At 58.6% G+C, this 17,691-nt stretch carries 18 protein-coding genes and 5 tRNA genes; 7 read left to right on the top strand and 16 right to left on the bottom strand.

Going from position 1 to position 17,691, the window contains the following annotated elements:
• From QP970_RS02480 to ramA, 3 genes are all read right to left on the bottom strand, one after another.
• The coding region (locus QP970_RS02480; protein WP_284869489.1) for a hypothetical protein at positions 1 to 198 on the bottom strand (198 nt) is incomplete at its 3' end.
• 409 nt (positions 199 to 607) lie between these two features.
• A complete protein-coding gene (murA, locus tag QP970_RS02475; RefSeq protein ID WP_023023781.1) occupies positions 608 to 1,876 on the bottom strand; it encodes a UDP-N-acetylglucosamine 1-carboxyvinyltransferase in 1,269 nt (422 codons plus the stop codon).
• 21 nt (positions 1,877 to 1,897) lie between these two features.
• On the bottom strand, positions 1,898 to 2,737 hold the full coding sequence (ramA, locus tag QP970_RS02470; RefSeq protein WP_005279642.1) for an acetate metabolism transcriptional regulator RamA: 840 nt from the start codon (positions 2,735 to 2,737) through the stop codon (positions 1,898 to 1,900).
• A 265-nt stretch (positions 2,738 to 3,002) separates the two neighbouring features.
• Between ramA and cysK the strand changes: the two genes are divergently transcribed.
• Together cysK and epsC are read left to right on the top strand one after the other, a co-directional pair.
• The gene (cysK, locus tag QP970_RS02465; RefSeq protein ID WP_023023783.1) at positions 3,003 to 3,938 is read left to right on the top strand and encodes a cysteine synthase A; all 936 of its coding nucleotides are present in this window, start codon (positions 3,003 to 3,005) and stop codon (positions 3,936 to 3,938) included.
• An 82-nt stretch (positions 3,939 to 4,020) separates the two neighbouring features.
• On the top strand, positions 4,021 to 4,584 hold the full coding sequence (epsC, locus tag QP970_RS02460; protein WP_034659567.1) for a serine O-acetyltransferase EpsC: 564 nt from the start codon (positions 4,021 to 4,023) through the stop codon (positions 4,582 to 4,584).
• Between the two features lie 49 nt (positions 4,585 to 4,633).
• Here the strand turns inward: epsC and QP970_RS02455 are convergent, their stop codons facing one another.
• The 5 genes from QP970_RS02455 to QP970_RS02435 form a co-directional block, all read right to left on the bottom strand.
• Positions 4,634 to 4,915: a GNAT family N-acetyltransferase gene (locus QP970_RS02455; protein WP_198010512.1), complete on the bottom strand. Its 282-nt coding sequence runs from the start codon at positions 4,913 to 4,915 to the stop codon at positions 4,634 to 4,636.
• A gap of 56 nt (positions 4,916 to 4,971) precedes the next feature.
• Positions 4,972 to 5,044 (bottom strand) — tRNA-Phe (locus QP970_RS02450).
• 19 nt (positions 5,045 to 5,063) lie between these two features.
• Positions 5,064 to 5,137 (bottom strand) — tRNA-Asp (locus QP970_RS02445).
• Positions 5,138 to 5,329: 192 nt separating this feature from the next.
• A tRNA-Asp gene (locus QP970_RS02440) sits at positions 5,330 to 5,403 on the bottom strand.
• A gap of 35 nt (positions 5,404 to 5,438) precedes the next feature.
• Positions 5,439 to 5,514: transfer RNA gene (locus tag QP970_RS02435), tRNA-Glu, on the bottom strand.
• Between the two features lie 82 nt (positions 5,515 to 5,596).
• Between QP970_RS02435 and QP970_RS02430 the strand changes: the two genes are divergently transcribed.
• Positions 5,597 to 5,929 (top strand): metal-sensitive transcriptional regulator, encoded by a 333-nt coding sequence (locus QP970_RS02430; protein WP_023023790.1) that lies wholly within the window; start codon positions 5,597 to 5,599, stop codon positions 5,927 to 5,929.
• Positions 5,930 to 5,960: 31 nt separating this feature from the next.
• On the opposite strand, the gene QP970_RS02425 is transcribed toward QP970_RS02430, so the two are convergent.
• Both QP970_RS02425 and scpC read right to left on the bottom strand, forming a co-directional pair.
• Positions 5,961 to 6,033: transfer RNA gene (locus tag QP970_RS02425), tRNA-Lys, on the bottom strand.
• Positions 6,034 to 6,159: 126 nt separating this feature from the next.
• Complete coding sequence (gene scpC / locus QP970_RS02420; protein ID WP_023023806.1) at positions 6,160 to 7,662, bottom strand: succinyl-CoA:acetate CoA-transferase ScpC; 1,503 nt, start codon at positions 7,660 to 7,662, stop codon at positions 6,160 to 6,162.
• Between the two features lie 192 nt (positions 7,663 to 7,854).
• Here scpC and dusB point away from each other — a divergent pair, with 192 nt between their 5' ends.
• Both dusB and phoU read left to right on the top strand, forming a co-directional pair.
• Positions 7,855 to 9,000 (top strand): tRNA dihydrouridine synthase DusB, encoded by a 1,146-nt coding sequence (gene dusB / locus QP970_RS02415; RefSeq protein WP_284869487.1) that lies wholly within the window; start codon positions 7,855 to 7,857, stop codon positions 8,998 to 9,000.
• Between the two features lie 58 nt (positions 9,001 to 9,058).
• Entirely contained in the window at positions 9,059 to 9,787 is a 729-nt protein-coding gene (gene phoU, locus QP970_RS02410) for a phosphate signaling complex protein PhoU (RefSeq protein ID WP_023023809.1), read from the top strand.
• Positions 9,788 to 9,868: 81 nt separating this feature from the next.
• Here phoU and pstB read toward each other — a convergent pair whose 3' ends face one another.
• The 5 genes from pstB to mshD form a co-directional block, all read right to left on the bottom strand.
• Positions 9,869 to 10,642 (bottom strand): phosphate ABC transporter ATP-binding protein PstB, encoded by a 774-nt coding sequence (gene pstB / locus QP970_RS02405; RefSeq protein ID WP_005279626.1) that lies wholly within the window; start codon positions 10,640 to 10,642, stop codon positions 9,869 to 9,871.
• 51 nt (positions 10,643 to 10,693) lie between these two features.
• The gene (gene pstA / locus QP970_RS02400; protein WP_023023811.1) at positions 10,694 to 11,608 is read right to left on the bottom strand and encodes a phosphate ABC transporter permease PstA; all 915 of its coding nucleotides are present in this window, start codon (positions 11,606 to 11,608) and stop codon (positions 10,694 to 10,696) included.
• Positions 11,609 to 11,620: 12 nt separating this feature from the next.
• On the bottom strand, positions 11,621 to 12,673 hold the full coding sequence (gene pstC, locus QP970_RS02395) for a phosphate ABC transporter permease subunit PstC (protein ID WP_023023813.1): 1,053 nt from the start codon (positions 12,671 to 12,673) through the stop codon (positions 11,621 to 11,623).
• A 135-nt stretch (positions 12,674 to 12,808) separates the two neighbouring features.
• Positions 12,809 to 13,915: a phosphate ABC transporter substrate-binding protein PstS gene (gene pstS / locus QP970_RS02390; RefSeq protein ID WP_023023815.1), complete on the bottom strand. Its 1,107-nt coding sequence runs from the start codon at positions 13,913 to 13,915 to the stop codon at positions 12,809 to 12,811.
• Between the two features lie 226 nt (positions 13,916 to 14,141).
• The gene (gene mshD / locus QP970_RS02385; protein WP_284869484.1) at positions 14,142 to 15,044 is read right to left on the bottom strand and encodes a mycothiol synthase; all 903 of its coding nucleotides are present in this window, start codon (positions 15,042 to 15,044) and stop codon (positions 14,142 to 14,144) included.
• Between the two features lie 33 nt (positions 15,045 to 15,077).
• On the opposite strand from mshD, the gene QP970_RS02380 reads away from it, so the two are divergent.
• Positions 15,078 to 15,902 carry an LmeA family phospholipid-binding protein gene (locus QP970_RS02380; protein WP_023023819.1) on the top strand — a complete coding sequence of 275 codons (825 nt, stop codon included), beginning with the start codon at positions 15,078 to 15,080 and terminating at the stop codon, positions 15,900 to 15,902.
• Here QP970_RS02380 and QP970_RS02375 read toward each other — a convergent pair.
• On the bottom strand, positions 15,899 to 16,936 hold the full coding sequence (locus tag QP970_RS02375) for a diacylglycerol/lipid kinase family protein (RefSeq protein ID WP_156904627.1): 1,038 nt from the start codon (positions 16,934 to 16,936) through the stop codon (positions 15,899 to 15,901). The two genes, QP970_RS02380 and QP970_RS02375, sit on opposite strands and share 4 nt — an antisense overlap.
• A gap of 53 nt (positions 16,937 to 16,989) precedes the next feature.
• On the opposite strand from QP970_RS02375, the gene QP970_RS02370 reads away from it, so the two are divergent.
• Positions 16,990 to 17,685, top strand: a complete 696-nt coding sequence (locus QP970_RS02370; RefSeq protein WP_284869483.1) for a heme-binding beta-barrel domain-containing protein — start codon at positions 16,990 to 16,992, stop codon at positions 17,683 to 17,685.
• Positions 17,686 to 17,691: the final 6 nt, after the last annotated feature.

The raw sequence follows: 17,691 nt of genomic DNA, 5'->3' as shown, positions 1-17,691 counted from the left end.
AAAAATTTCAGAACAATAACCTGAAATAGGCCGTGAAAAGCCCAAACCTAACCAAAAGAACAAACCACCACAAACCAATAAAGGCTCATGCTGGCGTCCAAAAATTACTACAAAGAAAAAATCACTGCCTCCCCAACCCGACGGGGCACAAAAAAGGGAGACAAAAAATTGAACACAATCACATGCCAACCAATCCATCAATGCAGCCGAAACACTAAACAGTATTCAAAAAGGTACATGCTTCACATACCCTACCGGCACACACCAACCAACAAACCAACTTTAAGCTTGCCGGCCAACAGACCAATCAACACACAACCATGCACACAAAAATAAAAAATAAGTACATTGGCACACTATTGAGTTCTCAAACAACATCCACACACCACAAGAAAATTAACCAAACGTTAACCTCTCGTTGGCGGCTCGTACCAACTTACCCAACAACCTGAACCAAGTCAAATCCTCGAACCAAGTCAGTACAAAAAGTCACTCAAAAGTAACCAACCGGCTACCTCTCGGCGACTTCGATAAAGTTACACCCAACCCCGAAAAACACACAAATCCCCAGCACACACCGCAAAAATGCATACTGGGGGAAGGTTAATTAGAAGATTTCTTCTTCCTGCGTCCTTTCGATGGTGGCTCCAAGCCGTGAAAGGTTCTCCACAAAGTGGGGATAGCCGCGGTCGATATGGAAGACATCGTGAACGGTCGTGGCTTCGTCGGCGCAGAGTGCGGAAAGCACCAGGCCAGCTCCTGCGCGGATATCGGAGCTCCACACATGCGTAGAGGAAAGATGCTCCTTTCCGCGCACCACCACATGATGACCGTCTACTTGGGCATCGGCACCCAAGCGCAGCATTTCGTCGACGAAGCGGAACCGGGATTCAAAGACGTTCTCCGTGATCACGGTGGTCCCTTCGGCGATGGAGGAAATGCCGATGGCCATGGGCTGGAGGTCCGTCGGAAAGCCTGGGAAAGGCAACGTCTGGTAATCCACAGCGGTAGGGCGCTTATCCATACGCACGCGGAAGCCGTTTTCATAGGTTTCAATCTCTGCACCGGCGGACTTCAGCTTTTCCAGCGGAAGGTGCAAGTGGCGCGGAGCAATGCCGCCGACTGTGATATCGCCTTGTGTCATGGCTGCGGCATAAGCCCAGGTGCCTGCCACGATGCGGTCACCGATGACCTCGTGCTCCGTTGGGTTAAGCCGGTCCACGCCGTGGATGGTGACCTCGGAGGTGCCTTCGCCTTCGATATTGGCGCCCATGGATTTCATCATCTCGCACAGGTCAACGATCTCGGGCTCGCGGGCGGCGTTGTGGAGGACGGTGGTGCCCTCAGCCAAGACGGCGGCGGTCAAAATGTTTTCCGTTGCACCAACGGAAGGAAAGTCCAAACGGATGGTGGAACCGCGAAGCTCGGAGGCCTCAGCGACCACGGCGCCGTGTTCAATGCGGGTGGTGGCGCCGAGTTTTTCCAAGCCGGTCTGGTGCATATCAAGCGGGCGAGAGCCAATGGCGTCACCACCGGGCAGCGCAACCTTTGCATGCCCGCAGCGCGAGGTTAGTGGGCCTAAGACGCATACCGATGCCCTAAATTGGCGAACCGCATCAAAGTCCGCGTTCGATTGCGGCGTCGCAGGGGTAGTAATGCGGACGGTGCTGCCATCGATTGTCACCTCGCAGCCCAAGCCTTCGAGTACCTTTTTCATCAAAGGTACGTCCAGAATCTCTGGGCAATTGGTCAGCGTCGTCGTCCCCTCCGCCAGCAACGCGGCGGCCATGAGCTTAAGGACGCTGTTTTTGGCGCCATCTACTTTGACGGTGCCTGCAAGACGGGCACCGCCGGAAACAATAAACTGATCTTTCACAGCTTTCTACGCTACCGGTTATCAGGGCAACGCGCCGATCCGGCGGGCGGCATTGACGGCTTCGTAGCGAGTGTGCGCCCCCAACTTGCGCATCACGGAGCGTAGGTAGGACTTGACGGTTTCGGCGCCAATTCCCATTTCTTCCGCCGCTTCCACGTTGGTGTGGCCGAGTGCCACGCAGGAGAGGACGTCGAGCTCGCGGGCGGAAAGCTTGGTTGATTGCTTCACGCGCACGGGAGAGACCATCTGATCGCAGAGCGCCTCGAGTTCCTTGCGCAACTCCTCGTCCTCGACGCGGTTGGCCAGCATGCGCAGCTTGGAGTGGGTGGAACGAACCTGTTCCCATTCCGCACCGTTCATCGCATGGCCGCGGGACGCACCTCCCTTTCCACCATCGGCGCGGCGCATCGCGGAGTTGACCGCGAGATCTTGCTCTAGGGTCCGGGCCGTCATCGTTACTTCCTCGATGACCTTATCCCCCAAGCGCACAGGGGAATGTACGCCAACGTAAAGCACTCCCCGGATTTCACGCTGCACGGTAACGGGTACGGCCACGATCGAGTGCAGGCCTTCGTCTTGGATTACGCTGTCGTTCTCGTGGGAAATGGTGGTGGCACGCGTGTAGTCCGATACGCCCACCGCGCGGCGGGTGGTGATGACGCGCCCGCCGACGCCCACGCCGGCATCGATAAGCAGATTCTGCAGCGCCGGCGTACGCAGGCCCACCCACTGGGTAATTTGCAGGCGATTATCCGCCAATAATGTTGCGTACATCGTCACTGGGATTCCGGTGGCGGTTTTGAGAGACGACAGTGCCGCGCGTACAGATTCTTCATCATCTTTGAGGCGATGCGACTCCATGAGACTCTTTCCTCGTCGGGGGTAACCAAGTAGGTGCACCCGATATCCCCGAAAACTCGGGGAGCAGCGGGTAACTACGTGGAATTATAGACAGCAAGTGGGGGTAATTCGAAATCGTCCCTTCGTCTCCGCGGCCGTGAATCCCACATTCCATGCCCGAATGGGTTGTCTGTAATAAATATACCACTCTGTCTACTTAAATAGTGTATCCTTGCGCTTGTACCTGATTTGACCACGAATATGATTCCCAAAGGAGTCCTAATAAATGGCTATTTACAACAATGTCCTAGAGACCATCGGCGGTACCCCACTTATCCGCATCAACCGCTTGGCTGAGGGTAAGGGTGCCACCGTGCTGGCCAAGGTGGAGTCCTTTAACCCTGGTAACTCCGTGAAGGACCGCATCGGCCTCGCCATCATCAAGGCCGCTGAGGAATCCGGTGACCTGAAGCCGGGCGGCACCATCGTTGAAGCTACCTCCGGTAATACCGGCATTGCCCTAGCACTGGCCGGCGCAACCTTGGGCTACGACGTTGTCCTCACCATGCCAGAGACCATGTCCAATGAGCGCAAGGTCCTGCTTCGCGCATACGGTGCAGAAATCATCCTGACCCCGGGCGCTGCCGGAATGCAGGGTGCGGTTGATAAGGCCAACGAGATCGTCGCCGAGCGCGACAACGCCATCTTGGCTTCCCAGTTCGCTAACGAGGCCAACCCCAAGATCCACGAGGCCACCACCGGCCCGGAGATCTGGGACGACGCCGAGGGCAATGTCGATGCCTTCGTCGCAGGCGTCGGCACTGGCGGCACCATCACCGGTGCAGGTCGCTACCTAAAGTCCAAGAACCCAGACGTTTACCTCGCAGCCGTTGAGCCGGCTGACTCCCCTGTGCTGTCTGAAGGCCAGGCAGGTCCGCACAAGATCCAGGGCCTAGGCGCCAACTTCGTGCCGGACGTGCTCGACCGCGAGCAGCTGGATGAGGTCCTGACCGCTTCCCTCGAGGAGTCCATCAAGCTTTCCCGCGACCTTGCTACCGAGGAAGGCCTGCTGGTTGGCATTTCCGCCGGTGCAAACCTCTCCGCCGCGCTGAAGCTGGCTGAGCGCCCCGAGTTCGAGGGCAAGACCATCGTCGTTGTCCTGCCGGACTTTGGTGAGCGCTACGTTTCCACCGTTCTTTTCGAGGACATCCGCGAGGCATAACTAGCCCCGCAACCTAGTCCATGAATAAAAGGCACCCGTCAAGCTTGGCGGGTGCCTTTTTGTGACCAGTATTATAGTCCGCATGAGCATTATTAAATATATCCGCGAAGATTTAGCCAATGCCCGCGACCATGACCCAGCTGCCCGTGGCGACGTTGAAAACGCGATCGTCTATTCCGGCCTGCACGCCATCTGGTCGCACCGCGTGTCCCACTGGCTGTGGAAGCGCGGCCTGCGGGGCCCTGCGCGCATCCTGGCCCAAATTAATCGCTTTTTTACCGGCATCGAGATCCACCCAGGCGCCACCATCGGGCGCTGCTTCTTCATCGACCACGGGATGGGCATTGTCATCGGCGAAACCGCGGAAATTGGCGATGGCGTCATGCTCTACCACGGCGTGACGCTCGGCGGTCAGGTGCTCACCCAGACCAAGCGCCACCCCACGGTGGAAGATAACGTCACCATCGGCGCGGGCGCCAAGGTCTTAGGCCCCATCACCATCGGGGCCGGTTCCGCCATCGGTGCCAATGCCGTTGTCACGAAGGATGTACCGGCCGATCACATCGCCGTGGGCATCCCCGCCAAGAATCGGCCTTCAAATAGGCATGAGCGGGTCAAGCTCGTGGATCCGGACTACTACATCTAAATAGACTAAAAGCGGCCCACAGTCTTGTGTGGGCCGCTTTTTGCTGTGCTTAACCGCGCAGCAGATCCTGGTATTCGGGGTTCTTGTCCATAAAGTGCGCCACGGCAGAGCAGGTGGCGATGACCTTCATGCCGGCAGCCCGGGTTTCATCGAGGGCCTCCTTAATCAGCGGGGAGGACAAGCCCTGACCGCGGAAGTCGTCCCCGATGACCGTGTGGTTGAACTCGCGGGTATCGCCGGAATCTACGTATTCGCAGATTCCCGCTTCCACACCATCAACGGTAAGCACGAAACGGGACAAATCGGTTTGATGAGAAATTGCTTTTTCCATGTCCCCCATTAAACCAAAAATGGCCCCTCCTTGATAATAAGGAGGGACCATAGTTGTGGCCAGAGCCAGGATCGAACTGGCGACCCCACACTTTTCAGGCGTGTGCTCTACCGACTGAGCTATCTGGCCAGAAACCCGAAGGTTTCCGCGACCTTGACGGGACTTGAACCCGCGACCTCCGCCGTGACAGGGCGGCGCGCTAACCAACTGCGCCACAAGGCCATTTTCAGTTTTGTGTGCCCCTTGGGCACGGGTAATTACTTTACACAGGCGCCTAGAAACAACACAAATCAGCACTACAACGCCGTTTTTCCGCCGCTTGCTGATGCCCCAGTGATGCTGAGGTGGCATCAGCAAGCAGCCTGCAAAACCAAAAAAGAACAGTACCCGCCGAAGCGTGTACTGTTCAGAATGCGACCTTGACGGGACTTGAACCCGCGACCTCCGCCGTGACAGGGCGGCGCGCTAACCAACTGCGCCACAAGGCCAAATGAGAAATTATTTCGTACCAACACAAAGGTGTTGGTACCCCCAACGGGATTCGAACCCGTGCCGCTGCCGTGAAAGGGCAGTGTCCTAGGCCGCTAGACGATGGGGGCCAGTCGCTTCTTGGCGACTTCTAGAAATATACTGGAGACATCACCAAGAAACAAAATCGCTCCCCCAGAAGGAGTTTTAACCATGTCTGAGCAGCAGAAAACCTGTTCCTGCCACGAGCCGGATATCCACGGATACAACGCCGATAGTAAGAGCAAAGCGCGTTATCTGGCGCGCCTGAAGCGCATCGAAGGCCAGGCGCGCGGGATTCATCGCATGGTCGATGAGGACCAATACTGCATCGATATCATCACCCAAATCTCGGCGGTGACATCCGCGCTAGAGAACGTCTCTCTCGCGCTCTTAGAAGACCACATAGAGCACTGTGTGGCCGGTGCAGCGGCCGAGGACGGCGAGGTGGCTAAGGAGAAGCTAGCGGAGGCTATGCACGCCATTAAGAAGCTCGTGAAAAACTAGAAAAGGAGCCGCCCGAAGGCGGCTCCTGATGTGGGCCCTGTGGGGATCGAACCCACGACCTGCGGATTAAAAGTCCGTAGCTCTACCAACTGAGCTAAAGGCCCAACGTCGCTCTATATTAGCGTGTTGACTTTTAGATCTCCTAATTCACCCCTCGCCTGAGAGTATCCAAACAAAGCAGAAGGAGGGCTTCCCAGCCGGGAGGCCCTCCTTTGCCATGGCGGTGGAGATTAACCGCGCATGTCACCCTTTTCCATGAAGTTAACCTGGAAGTCGAAGGCAGTCTTCAAGTCGTGCGGGGTGTGCTGGAACTTGTTTTCCTTCGCACGCTCGTAATACTCCTCCAACAGCGGACGGTAGTCCGGGTGAGCCACGGCGATGATCTTCTCTACGCGCTGCTTTGGAGCCAAGCCACGCAGGTCAGCCACACCGTATTCGGTGATGATGACCATGGTGTCGTGCTCGGTGTGGTCCGTGTGGGATACGAACGGAACCAGAGCGGAGATGGCGCCATCCTTCGCGATGGACGGGGACACGAAGGTGGAGATGTACGCGTTACGGGTGAAGTCACCAGAGCCACCGGTGCCGTTCATGATGCGGGAACCGGACACGTTGGTGGAGTTAATGTTGCCGTAGATATCTCCCTCGATCATGCCGTTGGAAGAAATCAAGCCGACGCGGCGGATGACCTCAGGGTGGTTAGAAATCTGCTGCGGGCGCAGGATGATGTGGTTGCGGTAGCGGTCTGCTTCCGCGTTCATCTTTTCTGCGTACTCCGGCGACAGCGCGAAGGAGGTTGCAGAAGCCACGGTCATCTTGCCGGCATCGATAAGGTCCAGCATGCCGTCCTGGATAACCTCGGTATATGCCTGAATGTTTTCGAACTTGGAGTCCAGAAGGCCCGCCATCACGGCGTTCGGCACGTTACCCACGCCGGACTGCATGATGAACTTGTCGTACTCGAGGCGGCCTGCGGCAACCTCGCCCTCCAAGAACTCGATGAAGTTAGCGGCGATCTTCTCAGAGGTCTCGTCCGGCTCGCGGAATGGAGCGTTACGGTCGGCCGAGTTGGTCTTGACAACTGCCACGACCTTCTCCTCCGGGATCTCCATGTAGGTGGTACCAATGCGGTCGCCCGGCTTGTTAATCGGGATGGGCTGGCGGTTAGGCAGCTTGTCGATGCGGTAGATGTCGTGCATGCCTTCGAGGTTCTCGGACTGCCACTCGTTGATCTCAATGATGATCTTGTCTGCAGCCTCGACGAACTCGAGGTTATTGCCCACTGCGGAGGACGGCACGATATTGCCTTCCTCAGTAATGCGTACGGCCTCGATGATGGCTACCTGGAAGTCACCATAGAAGCCCTCTTCTACCTGCTGGCCCAGGTGGGACAGGTGAATATCCTGGTAGAGCGCGGTGCCGTCGTTGAATTGCTTACGCAGCAGCGGGTCGGAGTTATATGGGGAGCGGAAGTTAATGGCCTCTGCCTCTGCCAAAACACCGTCGCAGTCAGGGGCGGTAGAAGCACCGGAGAAGAGGTCAATCTTGAACTCTTCGCCCTTGTCGTGCAGCGCCTTCGCCTTATCTGCAATGGCGGTAGGCAAACCCTTGGGGTAACCTGCACCGGTGAAGCCGGAGATTCCTACGCGGTCACCATTGTTGACGTACTTCGCAGCCTCCTCTGCAGAAACTACGAGCTTCTCAAACGGGGCGTATGCGATTCTATCGGACAACTGTCATCCTCCTTCATATACGAGTAGACCGGTGCTACGGCCCACCCAATTTAGTTACACAGACCACAGTAGCGAAAATTAACGTTTTCGCCACCATCATTTTGTGACATTCACCCCAATCATGGGAATCCTCGGTAACCACCACCTTGCTGCTAGTTGCTAAATTCCGCCGTTAACGAGCACAATTAGGGCGTGAATTTGCGCATTGGAAACTATGACCTCTCCTCCCCCGTCATCCTCGCCCCCATGGCGGGGGTAACCAACGTCGCCTTCCGCACGTTGTGCCGGGAACAGGAGCTGGCCCGCACCGGAACGGTGTCGGGCTTGTATGTCTGCGAGATGGTCACCGCGCGCGCCCTAGTGGAGCGCAACGAGAAAACCATGCACATGACCACCTTTGCCCCGGAGGAAGATCCGCGTTCCCTGCAGATTTATACGGTGGATCCGGAATACACCTATAAAGCAGCCAAGATCATCGTGGATGAGAATTTGGCTGACCACATCGACATGAACTTTGGCTGCCCCGTTCCCAAGGTAACCAGGCGTGGCGGCGGCTCTGCCCTGCCTTATAAGCGCCGCCTCTTTGGCAATATCGTCTCCGCCGCCGTCAAGGCCACCGAGGGCACGAATATCCCCGTCACGGTGAAGATGCGCGTGGGCATTGATGACGAGCACCATACGCACCTCGACGCCGGGCGCATTGCCGTGGATTCCGGCGCCGCCGCCGTTACCTTGCACGGGCGCACGGCCGCGCAACGTTATTCCGGCGATGCTAGGTGGGATGAGATCGCCCGGCTCAAGGAGCACCTCGCGGACACCGGCGTTCCGGTGCTGGGCAATGGCGATATTTTCCGCGCCGATGACGCCCGCCGCATGATGGAGGCCACCGGCTGTGATGGCGTGCAGGTGGGCCGCGGCTGCCTGGGCCGGCCGTGGCTTTTCGCGGAGCTGGGCGCCGCCCTGCGCGGCGAGTCGATCCCCGCCGAGCCCACCTTGGGCGAAGTCACCCAGGTTATTCTTCGCCACGCGGAACTGCTCGCGCAGCATGAGGGCGAGGACCACGCATCCAGGGACATCCGCAAGCACATTGGCTGGTACCTGCGTGGCTTCCCCGTCGGCGGGCAGGTGCGCGCCGGCTTGGCCAAGGTGGATTCCTTAGAGAGCCTGCGCAAATTGCTGGCTCCCTGGGCGGATTCTGATGCTTTGGCTGCCGATGCCGATGGTGCGCGCGGGCGCCAGGGCTCGCCCTCCAAGGTCGCGCTTCCCGATGGCTGGCTCGATGACCCCGAGGATGAATTCGTTCCGGTCGGCGCTGATATTTATAACTCCGGCGGCTAAACCCACACTGGTGTGACTCAGCAAGCATTTGCGCGGTTTGTGAGCTATCATTTCCTGCATGCGTACTGCCTACCGTGAACATCTGGACAACTTCTCGCACGACCTCATCGTCATGTGCGATACCGTCCGCACCATCATGGATCAGGCCTCCCAGGCGCTGCTCGATTGCGCCCTGGAACCCGCGGAGGAAGCGCTTAGCCTCACCGAGGAACTCGATGAGATTCGCTCCCGCTGCTCCGAACGCGCGGTAAAGCTTCTGGCTCTAGAAAATCCCATGGCCCAGGATCTGCGCCAGGTGGTCTCTTCCATCTACATCGTTGAGGATCTTTTCCGCATGGGCCAACTAGCCCAGCACATTGCCGATGCCGCGCGCCGCCGCCACCCTGAGGCCGTCGTGCCCGCTGAATACCTCGGATTCATGGAAGAGATGTTCCGCCTGACCCAGGAAATGGGTTCGGTGGTGCACGATATTTTGGTCACCCCTGATGCCGAGCTCTCCGTCAACCTGCGTTCCGATGATGATGCGGTGGACGATATTAACCACCACCTGCTGCGCATCCTCACCCAGCGCGACTGGGAAGGAACAGTGCGCCAGGCCGTAGAGACGGCGCAGATTACCCGCTACTACGAGCGCTACGCGGACCACTGCGTCTCCGTGGCTGGGCGCATCATTTACTTTGCCACCGGCCTATTGCCAGAAGAGTTTGAAAGAAAGCTCCAAGAGGACCAAAAGGACGCCGAGTTCGAGGCCCGCATGAGCGAATTAGAGCGCCAATTCCGCCGCTAATAAACGCTAATAAAACTGCCACAAGGGCGGTACCTTCCTGCGCTGGAGGTACCGCCCTTTTCGGACAATCAGAGTCTACCTTTAGCCGAAGCGGCCAGAGATGTAGTCTTCGGTTTCCTTCTGGGAAGGGTTCTCAAAGATTCGGGTGGTTTCATCGAACTCCACCAGGTGTCCCGGCTTGCCGGTAGCTTCTAGGGAGAAGAAGCCGGTCTTATCGGACACGCGGGCGGCCTGCTGCATGTTGTGGGTCACGATGACAATCGTGAAGTTTTCCTTCAGCTCGTGGATAAGATCCTCCACGGCCAAGGTGGAAATCGGGTCCAGAGCAGAGCAGGGCTCGTCCATCAGCAGCACTTCTGGTTCCACGGCAATCGCGCGGGCGATGCACAGGCGCTGCTGCTGACCGCCGGAGAGGCCGCCGCCCGGCTTATCCAGGCGGTCCTTGACCTCGTCCCAGAGGTTAGCGCCGCGCAGGGACTGTTCGGCTACTTCCTTGAGCTTCTTCTTATTCTTTTCACCAGACAGCTTCAGGCCAGCAACCACGTTGTCCTCGATGGACATGGTGGGAAATGGGTTAGCCTTCTGGAATACCATGCCGATGGTATTGCGCACGGAAACTGGGTCGACCTTGGGCCCGTAGATATTGGTGCCATCGAGCAGGATCTCGCCCTTGACGGATGCACCAGGGATGACCTCGTGCATGCGGTTCAAGGTGCGCAGCACGGTGGACTTACCGCAGCCGGACGGGCCGATGAAGGCGGTCACGGCCTGTGCCGGGATCTGCATATTTACGTTCTGTACGGCGTGAAAATCGCCGTAGAAAATATCGACGTCATTGAGCTCGAGCTTAGACATTGTGGAGGTTTCTCCTCTTGAGGGGTGTAAAAGTGGCGGAATCGTGTGCGGCTATTTCTTGACCGAGAACTTCGCGGAAATTACTCGCGCCGCAATATTGAGGATGGCGATGAGGATAACCAGCGTCAGCGCTGCGCCCCACAGCTTATCCAGCACGGCAGGCTGCGCGCCCGCCTTGTACATATCAAGCATCATCAGCGGCAGTGAGGACTGCGAGCCCTTAAACGCATCCCAGTTGATGACCGAGGAGGAACCAACCAAGACCAGCACTGGCGAGGATTCACCCATCACGCGAGCAATGGCCAGCATGATGCCGGTCACGATGCCGGACAGGGCTGTCGGCAGCACGATGCGTGCAATGGTCTTCCACTTGGGCACGCCGAGGGCATAGGAGGCCTCGCGAAGGTCCATGGGAACCACGCGCAGCATCTCTTCGGTATTGCGCACCACGATGGGGATCATCAATAGGACCAAGGACAGGGCGACGGCAAAGCCGGAACGTCCAAAGCCGAAGAGCGTGATCCACATGGCGAAGATGAATAGCGCGGCCACGATGGAGGGCACGCCGGACAGGATGTCCACCATGAACGTGGTGATGCGGCCGAGCCAGCCACCCTTAGAGTATTCCACCAAGTAGATGGCGGTGAAGATACCGATCGGGATGGAGAGGATGGAAGCCAGGGCGGTTTGCACGAAGGTACCGACGATGGCGTGGGCGGCACCGCCGCCTTCGGCGCTATTCATCACGCCACGCTGGGACAGCGTCCACCAGTCAGCGGAGAAAATCACGCCGCTACCGCGAGCAATGAGCTCCCACAGCACCCAGATCAGAGGGACCATCGCCAAAGCCATAGCGCCCCATACAACGACGGTGGCAATGCTATTAGCCGCCTTGCGGGAACCGGAGATGTCCAGGAAGGTTGCCCCACCAGCGGAGGCGGGCTTGTTATTTGTCGTAGTAGTCATTGTTGTCCTTCCTTACTTGCTCTTCACGATGGCGCGGGCAATGGCGTTGACGACAAACGTCAGCAAGAACAGCATCAAACCGGCGGCGATATAGGCACCGGCGCGCGTCTCGTTACCGAACTCGGCGGCCGCGAGGGCGATGGCCGTGGCGAAAGTGGTACCGCCATCGAAAAGCGAGAAGCGGAAGTCCACCAGGGGCGAGACCACCATGTACAGCGCCATGGTCTCACCCAGAGCGCGGCCCAAGCCCAGCATGGAGCCGGCGACGTAGCCGGACATGCCGAAGGGCAGGACGGTCATGCGGATGACTTCCCAGCGCGTAGCGCCCAGTGCCAAGGCGGACTCGATCTGGCCCGGAGGCGTTTGCACGAAGACCTCGCGGGCGGTGGCGGCGATAATCGGCAAAATCATCACGGCGAGCACGATGCCACCGGTGAAGAGGTTGCGGCCGGTAGCAAAGGCGGGCGAATTATCGTAATGAGTAAACAGGAAGAACCCACCGGCCCAGGACTCCATCCAGGTGTAGAAACTGGACAGGGCTGGGCCAAGGACCTGCCAACCCCACAGGCCGTAGACGATGGACGGCACTGCGGCCAGCATGTCCACCAAGAAACCCAGTGGCTTAACCAAGCGGGCCGGGGCGTAGTTGGACAAGAAGATGGCAATCGCAAGCGCGACTGGCATGGCCAGAATCAGCGCGAATACCGAGATGAGGACGGTGGTGCCGAACATGGTCGGGATACCGAACTTCATCGCAGAAGTATCGGTGGTCTCCCAGCGTTCACCGTGGGTGAAAAAGCCCAGTAGGCCATTCTCGTTCACGCTGAGCGCGGGGACGGCACGCCAGATGAGGAAGGCGGCAATCGCCGCGATCATCACGGTAATCAGCGTGGCAGAGGCCGTGGAGAGGAATTCGAAAATGCGGTCACCGGGGCGCTTGACGGAGCTACCGGAGCTGGAGGTAGCCAAGTCAGTCTCATTATCGCCACGGGTATGAGGCTGTTCGGCGCCAGAGACGGGAAGGGCCTCCGAGGTCGATGCCTGGGTGAGATTATTGTCTGCCATGAGACGTATTAATCCTTATTTGAAGTGGAACAAAGGGACATGCGATGTACATGCCTGCGCCCCCAAAGCGCGTCTCGAGGGCGGCAGTGGGGGCGGGCGGAATGTGATTTCGCGAGGTAAAGCGGGGTTTACGCGTTACTGCAGTGCGTCAACAGCGCTCTTCAGGCGGTCAAGGTGGTCACCCTTAACTGGGATGAAGCCCTGCTCTGCCAACTGGTCATCCTGGTGATCCAGAACGTCGTTGAAGAAGGTCTTGACCAATTCAGCGGTCTCGTCATCGTAGCCAGCGGAGCAGACGATGTTGTAGGTGGTCAGGATGAGCGGGTATGCACCCTCAACATCGGAAGCGAAGAGAGCCTTGGAGTCAACGACCATGTCGTTCTCAGAAGCGGTGTCCTTGAACTCCAGGTTCTCCAGTGCCTTGTTGACGGTGTCGTCATTCAGCTCAACCGGGCCGTTGCCAAAGTCGATCTTGGCCTTCTTGACGCCGTCAGCTTCCTTCTGGTCAGCGAAGCCGGCCTCAACGTAGGTGATGGCACCCTCGATGTTTGCTACCTGGTCAGCAACGCCGGAGGAACCGTTTGCGCCCTCACCTACAGCGTCAGGGAACTGCTTGCCTTCGCCGTCCCAGTTACCGGTGGAGGCGTTCAGGAACTTCTGGAAGTTATCGGAGGTACCGGACTCGTCAGAGCGGAAGATGACGTGGATGTCGGTGTCCGGCAGGTCTGCGCCCTCGTTATCAGCGGCGATGGCCTCGTCGTTCCACTTCTTGATCTCGCCCTTGAAGATCTTGGCAATGGTATCGGTGGAGAGGTTGATCTCTTGGTCACCCAGGTTATAAGCAATGGCAACCGGGCCGATGGTGGAAGGCAGGTGCCATGCGTCGTTGCCGTCGCAACGCTCCTTGGCGGCCTCAATCTGGCCGTCGTCTTCCTTCAACGGGGAGTCAGAACCAGCGAAGTCTGCCTGGCCGTTGATGAAAGCCTCAACACCCTTACCGGAACCGGAAGCGGTGTAGGACAGGTTTGCGTCTGGGTTGTCCTCTGCGAAGGCGGTGCCGAAGTAGGACATTGCGTTCTGCTGGGAGGATGCGCCCTCACCAACAAGCTCGCCAGCGACGCCGCTGCCGTCGGAGGAACCCGAGGAGTCAGAGGAGGTGTCCTCAGAACAAGCTACGAGAGCGGTAGAGGTAGCGACCACGAGGCCGAAGATAGCGGCAGAGCGCTTGAAGTTGCGAATCACGGGAAAACCCTTTCCGGTGCAGATCAGAGATTGATTGTCCGAGGAAACCGCATCCCCATAAAAAAGGGGAACTTACATCCCACGTCCGCTCTTCGGAAGCGGGGTGCAGGTGCGCAGGTGCGGCTTTCTCACAATCAGTAAAGCTAACCGGAGGAATTAACCAGCAGGGTGCCGTGAGGTAAACAATTAATGAACAAGCTAGAAAGTTGACATGACCTTAATCACACTAGCCCCAGACGACATGCTCTTCATCAACGGAAAAGCCTAGGCGCTTGTAGGCCTTCAGTGCCGGTTCATTGTCCGCTTCCACGTACAAAATAACCCGCTGAGCTCCCTTTTCTACCATGCGGCGCAGGCCAATCTGCAGCAATGGTCCGCCTAATTTTTGGCCGCGGTACGCCTCCGCAAGGCCCACCACGTAGACCTCGCCAAAACCGGGATCTTCCTCCTCGTGCCACTTGGTCCAGTGGAAACCGGCCAGGGTCGGGTGCCCCCGCTCTTTCTCGTCCCAGAAGAACAAGACATCCCGGGGATCAAACCACTCGGCCTCCATGCCGCGGTGCAGGCGCTCTAAATCCCAGCCGCCTTGCTCTGGGTGCCAAGAAAAGGCCTCGTTATTAACGCGCAGCCACTCGCTTTCCACGGTGTCCTTGCCCCACTTGTCCACCGCCTCGCTGTAATTAGCGGCCTGCAGCGGCAGCTCGCCTACGTGCGCCGCGCTATCTAGATCGCTGCCATCGATGCCCATGACCACAAGGGTGCGGGTGACATTCAAGTCGCGGGATTCAGCCAAGGCTTGAGCCGGTTTGCCATTGCCATGTGCCCAGGTCTCGAGATTGGTGGTGGCGTTAGCGGTGGCATCGTAAAGCGCGGTGCCATAGCCCGTGCCGCGATAGTCTGGGGCAATAAAAAGTTCCGCGGTGGAATCCTCGCGACTCGATACGCCAATGGGTTCGCCGTCCAGCCAGGCAACCAAGTGCTTATGGTGCAGGCGCTCATCGCGCAGGCCGTTGAGGAATTGCTCCGAAAGCGGGGCGATACCATCGGCCTTTTCCGCGTGCGCTGCCAGTTCTTCCAGGCTGCCCGCCAGCTCTGGGGAGGCGGGGAGGTTTTCTTCGGTGATATTCATGGTGTCCATAATACGTAGGCTAAATTTGAAGGCGTGAGTGTAGTCAAAGTCGACCGGCGCATTGTCCACGTCCTCATCCTGGTGGGCGTGGTCTTTGCCGCATGGGTGGCCGATGCCTGCGTGGCCATGCATTCTGAGCACAAGATTGCCCAGGAGGTAAAGGAGAACTCGCGGCTGGAAAACTCCCCCCAGGTGTATATCGGCGGCACCCCGTACCTGTTGGCGGCAGGCTCTAAAGAAATCCCCTACTTGCAGGTCAAGGCGCTCGACGTGGAGGTTCCCAAGCTGGGCATGGTCAATGCCTCGACCGTGCTGCGCGATATCACCGTTACCCCTGAGCAGGTAGTAAACGGCGATATTGAAGGCGCGCCCGTATCCACATATTCGCGCGGCATTTCCCTGGACGGCGTGGCGTTAGGGCGCCTTCTGGGCATTACCGATCTCTCCATTGCCAACCCGGATGATATTTCGCCCTCCGGCGGCGTTTCTGCCGAGGCAGAGCTTACCGGCACCCTGCCCGGCGATAAGGAAAAGTCCACCGCGATGGTCACGCTGCGGCTAGTGGGCCCGGAGTTTCGCATGGAGGTCTACGGCACCGATGATCCGCGCCTCAAGGAGGCGTTTTCCCTCAACTTCGATACGCGCGAGCTCCCGCTGCCGGCGCAGGCCACGATGGTAAGGCTGCAGGGCGGAACCCTTTACTTTGAGGTCCAGCGCCGCAATATCAAGGTCCAGATGGCTCAGCTATCCCCGCTGGAAATCGAGGGTTCGGAGCAACGGGCCGTTGAAGAGGCCGAAAAGAAGGCGGCCGATACCGCCAATAAGGTAGGTCCTGCCCCAGATGAGGACGAATCCTAACGAAGGCGAATAAAGTCCCGCAGCACTTCCTGCACGGAGCGCTGGGCCACCTGCCGCCTGTCTTGCGGCGCGTAGACCTCGATGGCATCGGCCACAGAGGTCAGCGTCACGTGGCGGAAGGTCCCCTCGGATTCGCCATCGGCCTGGAAGCGCTGCGGGGAGTGGCAATCGAGTTCGACGCGCTTGGCATCATCAAAGCCTAGGGTCTTCTCCTTCACCAGCCGCTTGAGCCAGCCGTGCTTATCGGCACCAAAGAGGTGCAGCAGGCCGATGACCCCACGCACGCCACTGAGCTTTTCCAGGCCGAAAAGCGCCAGCCCCTCATCAAAGGAATTGCGCGGGTTGGTCACCACCGGCAAGGGGCCCAAGAAAGTCCAGGGGTTGGTATTAGACGTAAACAAGAGTGGGAAATCCTTCTTATGAAGCGTCTGCCCCAAGCGGGATTCCGCGTGCACCGTGATCTGTGGCGGGTTGCGGCGAGCCCGCAACCAAGCCCGAATGGCCACGTTGAGGTAGCGCAGCGGGGTGGCGGAAAAGCCTTGTTCACGGGCGCGGTCCACGCGCGCGAGGACGTCCGCATCCATGCCAAAACCGGCGTTGACGGCAAACCAGCGTTCGTTCCAGGTGCCCAGGTAAATGGTGCGGCGCAGATCGCGCTCTAGCATGCGGGCCAAAACGTGGGTGGCCTCGACCGGCGTATTGGGAAAGCCGAGGGCACGGACGAAGACATTCGCGGACCCGGTGGGGATGACGGCGAGCGCCGGCACCTCGTGCGGGCTGGGGATATCTTCACCGGCTGGGCCCAGCAGGCCATTGACAATCTCGTTGACGGTGCCATCGCCGCCCACGGCAATGATGACATCATAATCATCCCTGGTTATCCCCCGAACGATGTCTTCTGCATGCCCTGGGTAATGGGTGAATTTCACCAATAGGTGCATGCCTTCTACGGCCCGCAGGGCGGGCACGATCTGGCGAAAGAGCCCGTTGGATTGCGAGGTCGAATTGGGATTGGAAATCATCAGCGCATGCACAACGGACCAGTCTAGTAGTTAAAGCACCCCCGGCACGACTAGGCTGGACGCCCATGAGCGAAAATAACGAGAATACCAATACCCCGAACGTCGAGACCGCCGCTGCGTCCCACCCGGAAAACACCTCCGGGGCACTCAATGGCAATGATGCGGTCAACCAAGCTGCCGAGCAGTGGAAGGATGCGGCCAGCCACAATATTCCTGCCATCGAGCTTGGCGATGTCCCTGTCCCTGCAGACACCGCCAACCTGCGCCAGGGCCCGTCGCTGCACGATGGCTTGCTGGGCCTTCTCCCCCTCGTCGGCGTCTGGCAGGGCGAGGGCCAGGCCCACGACACCGACGGCTCCGAATACACCTTTGGCCAGCAGTTGGTCATCGCCCACGACGGCGAGAACTACCTGACCTTTAGCTCGCGCACCTGGAAGATCGATACCGAGGGCAAGCCGCAGGGCCCGTCTACCCGCGAGACCGGTTTCTGGCGCATCTCCGCCAAGGATGAAATCGAGGTCACCTACACCTCTTCTACCGGCATCGTAGAGATCTTCTACGGCGAGCCCTTCAACGAGCGCGCATGGCAGCTCGAGTCCGCCTCCACCATGGTCACCGAGACCGGCCCAAAGAACCTGGGCCCCGGCAAGCGTATGTACGGCCTCATGCCCAATAACAACCTGGGCTGGGTAGATGAGCGCATGGTCGATGGCGAAATGCGCCCCTACATGTCCGCCGAGCTCACCCGCATCGCCGGCTAAGCAAAG

The sequence above is a fragment of the Corynebacterium sp. MSK073 genome (assembly GCF_030232085.1).
Lineage (GTDB): Bacteria > Actinomycetota > Actinomycetes > Mycobacteriales > Mycobacteriaceae > Corynebacterium.
Note: the sequence above shows the minus strand (reverse complement) of the source record. Positions and strands in the feature narration are given on the sequence as shown.

What these genes read in the sequence shown, in the direction of transcription:
- ramA (WP_005279642.1), bottom strand. Translation starts at nt 2,737, where the DNA reads ATGGAGTCGCATCGCCTCAAAGATGATGAAGAATCTGTACGCGCGGCA.
- cysK (WP_023023783.1), top strand. Translation starts at nt 3,003, where the DNA reads ATGGCTATTTACAACAATGTCCTAGAGACCATCGGCGGTACCCCACTT.
- epsC (WP_034659567.1), top strand. Translation starts at nt 4,021, where the DNA reads ATGAGCATTATTAAATATATCCGCGAAGATTTAGCCAATGCCCGCGAC.
- QP970_RS02455 (WP_198010512.1), bottom strand. Translation starts at nt 4,915, where the DNA reads ATGGAAAAAGCAATTTCTCATCAAACCGATTTGTCCCGTTTCGTGCTT.
- QP970_RS02430 (WP_023023790.1), top strand. Translation starts at nt 5,597, where the DNA reads ATGTCTGAGCAGCAGAAAACCTGTTCCTGCCACGAGCCGGATATCCAC.
- phoU (WP_023023809.1), top strand. Translation starts at nt 9,059, where the DNA reads ATGCGTACTGCCTACCGTGAACATCTGGACAACTTCTCGCACGACCTC.
- pstB (WP_005279626.1), bottom strand. Translation starts at nt 10,642, where the DNA reads ATGTCTAAGCTCGAGCTCAATGACGTCGATATTTTCTACGGCGATTTT.
- pstA (WP_023023811.1), bottom strand. Translation starts at nt 11,608, where the DNA reads ATGACTACTACGACAAATAACAAGCCCGCCTCCGCTGGTGGGGCAACC.
- pstC (WP_023023813.1), bottom strand. Translation starts at nt 12,673, where the DNA reads ATGGCAGACAATAATCTCACCCAGGCATCGACCTCGGAGGCCCTTCCC.
- mshD (WP_284869484.1), bottom strand. Translation starts at nt 15,044, where the DNA reads ATGAATATCACCGAAGAAAACCTCCCCGCCTCCCCAGAGCTGGCGGGC.
- QP970_RS02370 (WP_284869483.1), top strand. Translation starts at nt 16,990, where the DNA reads ATGAGCGAAAATAACGAGAATACCAATACCCCGAACGTCGAGACCGCC.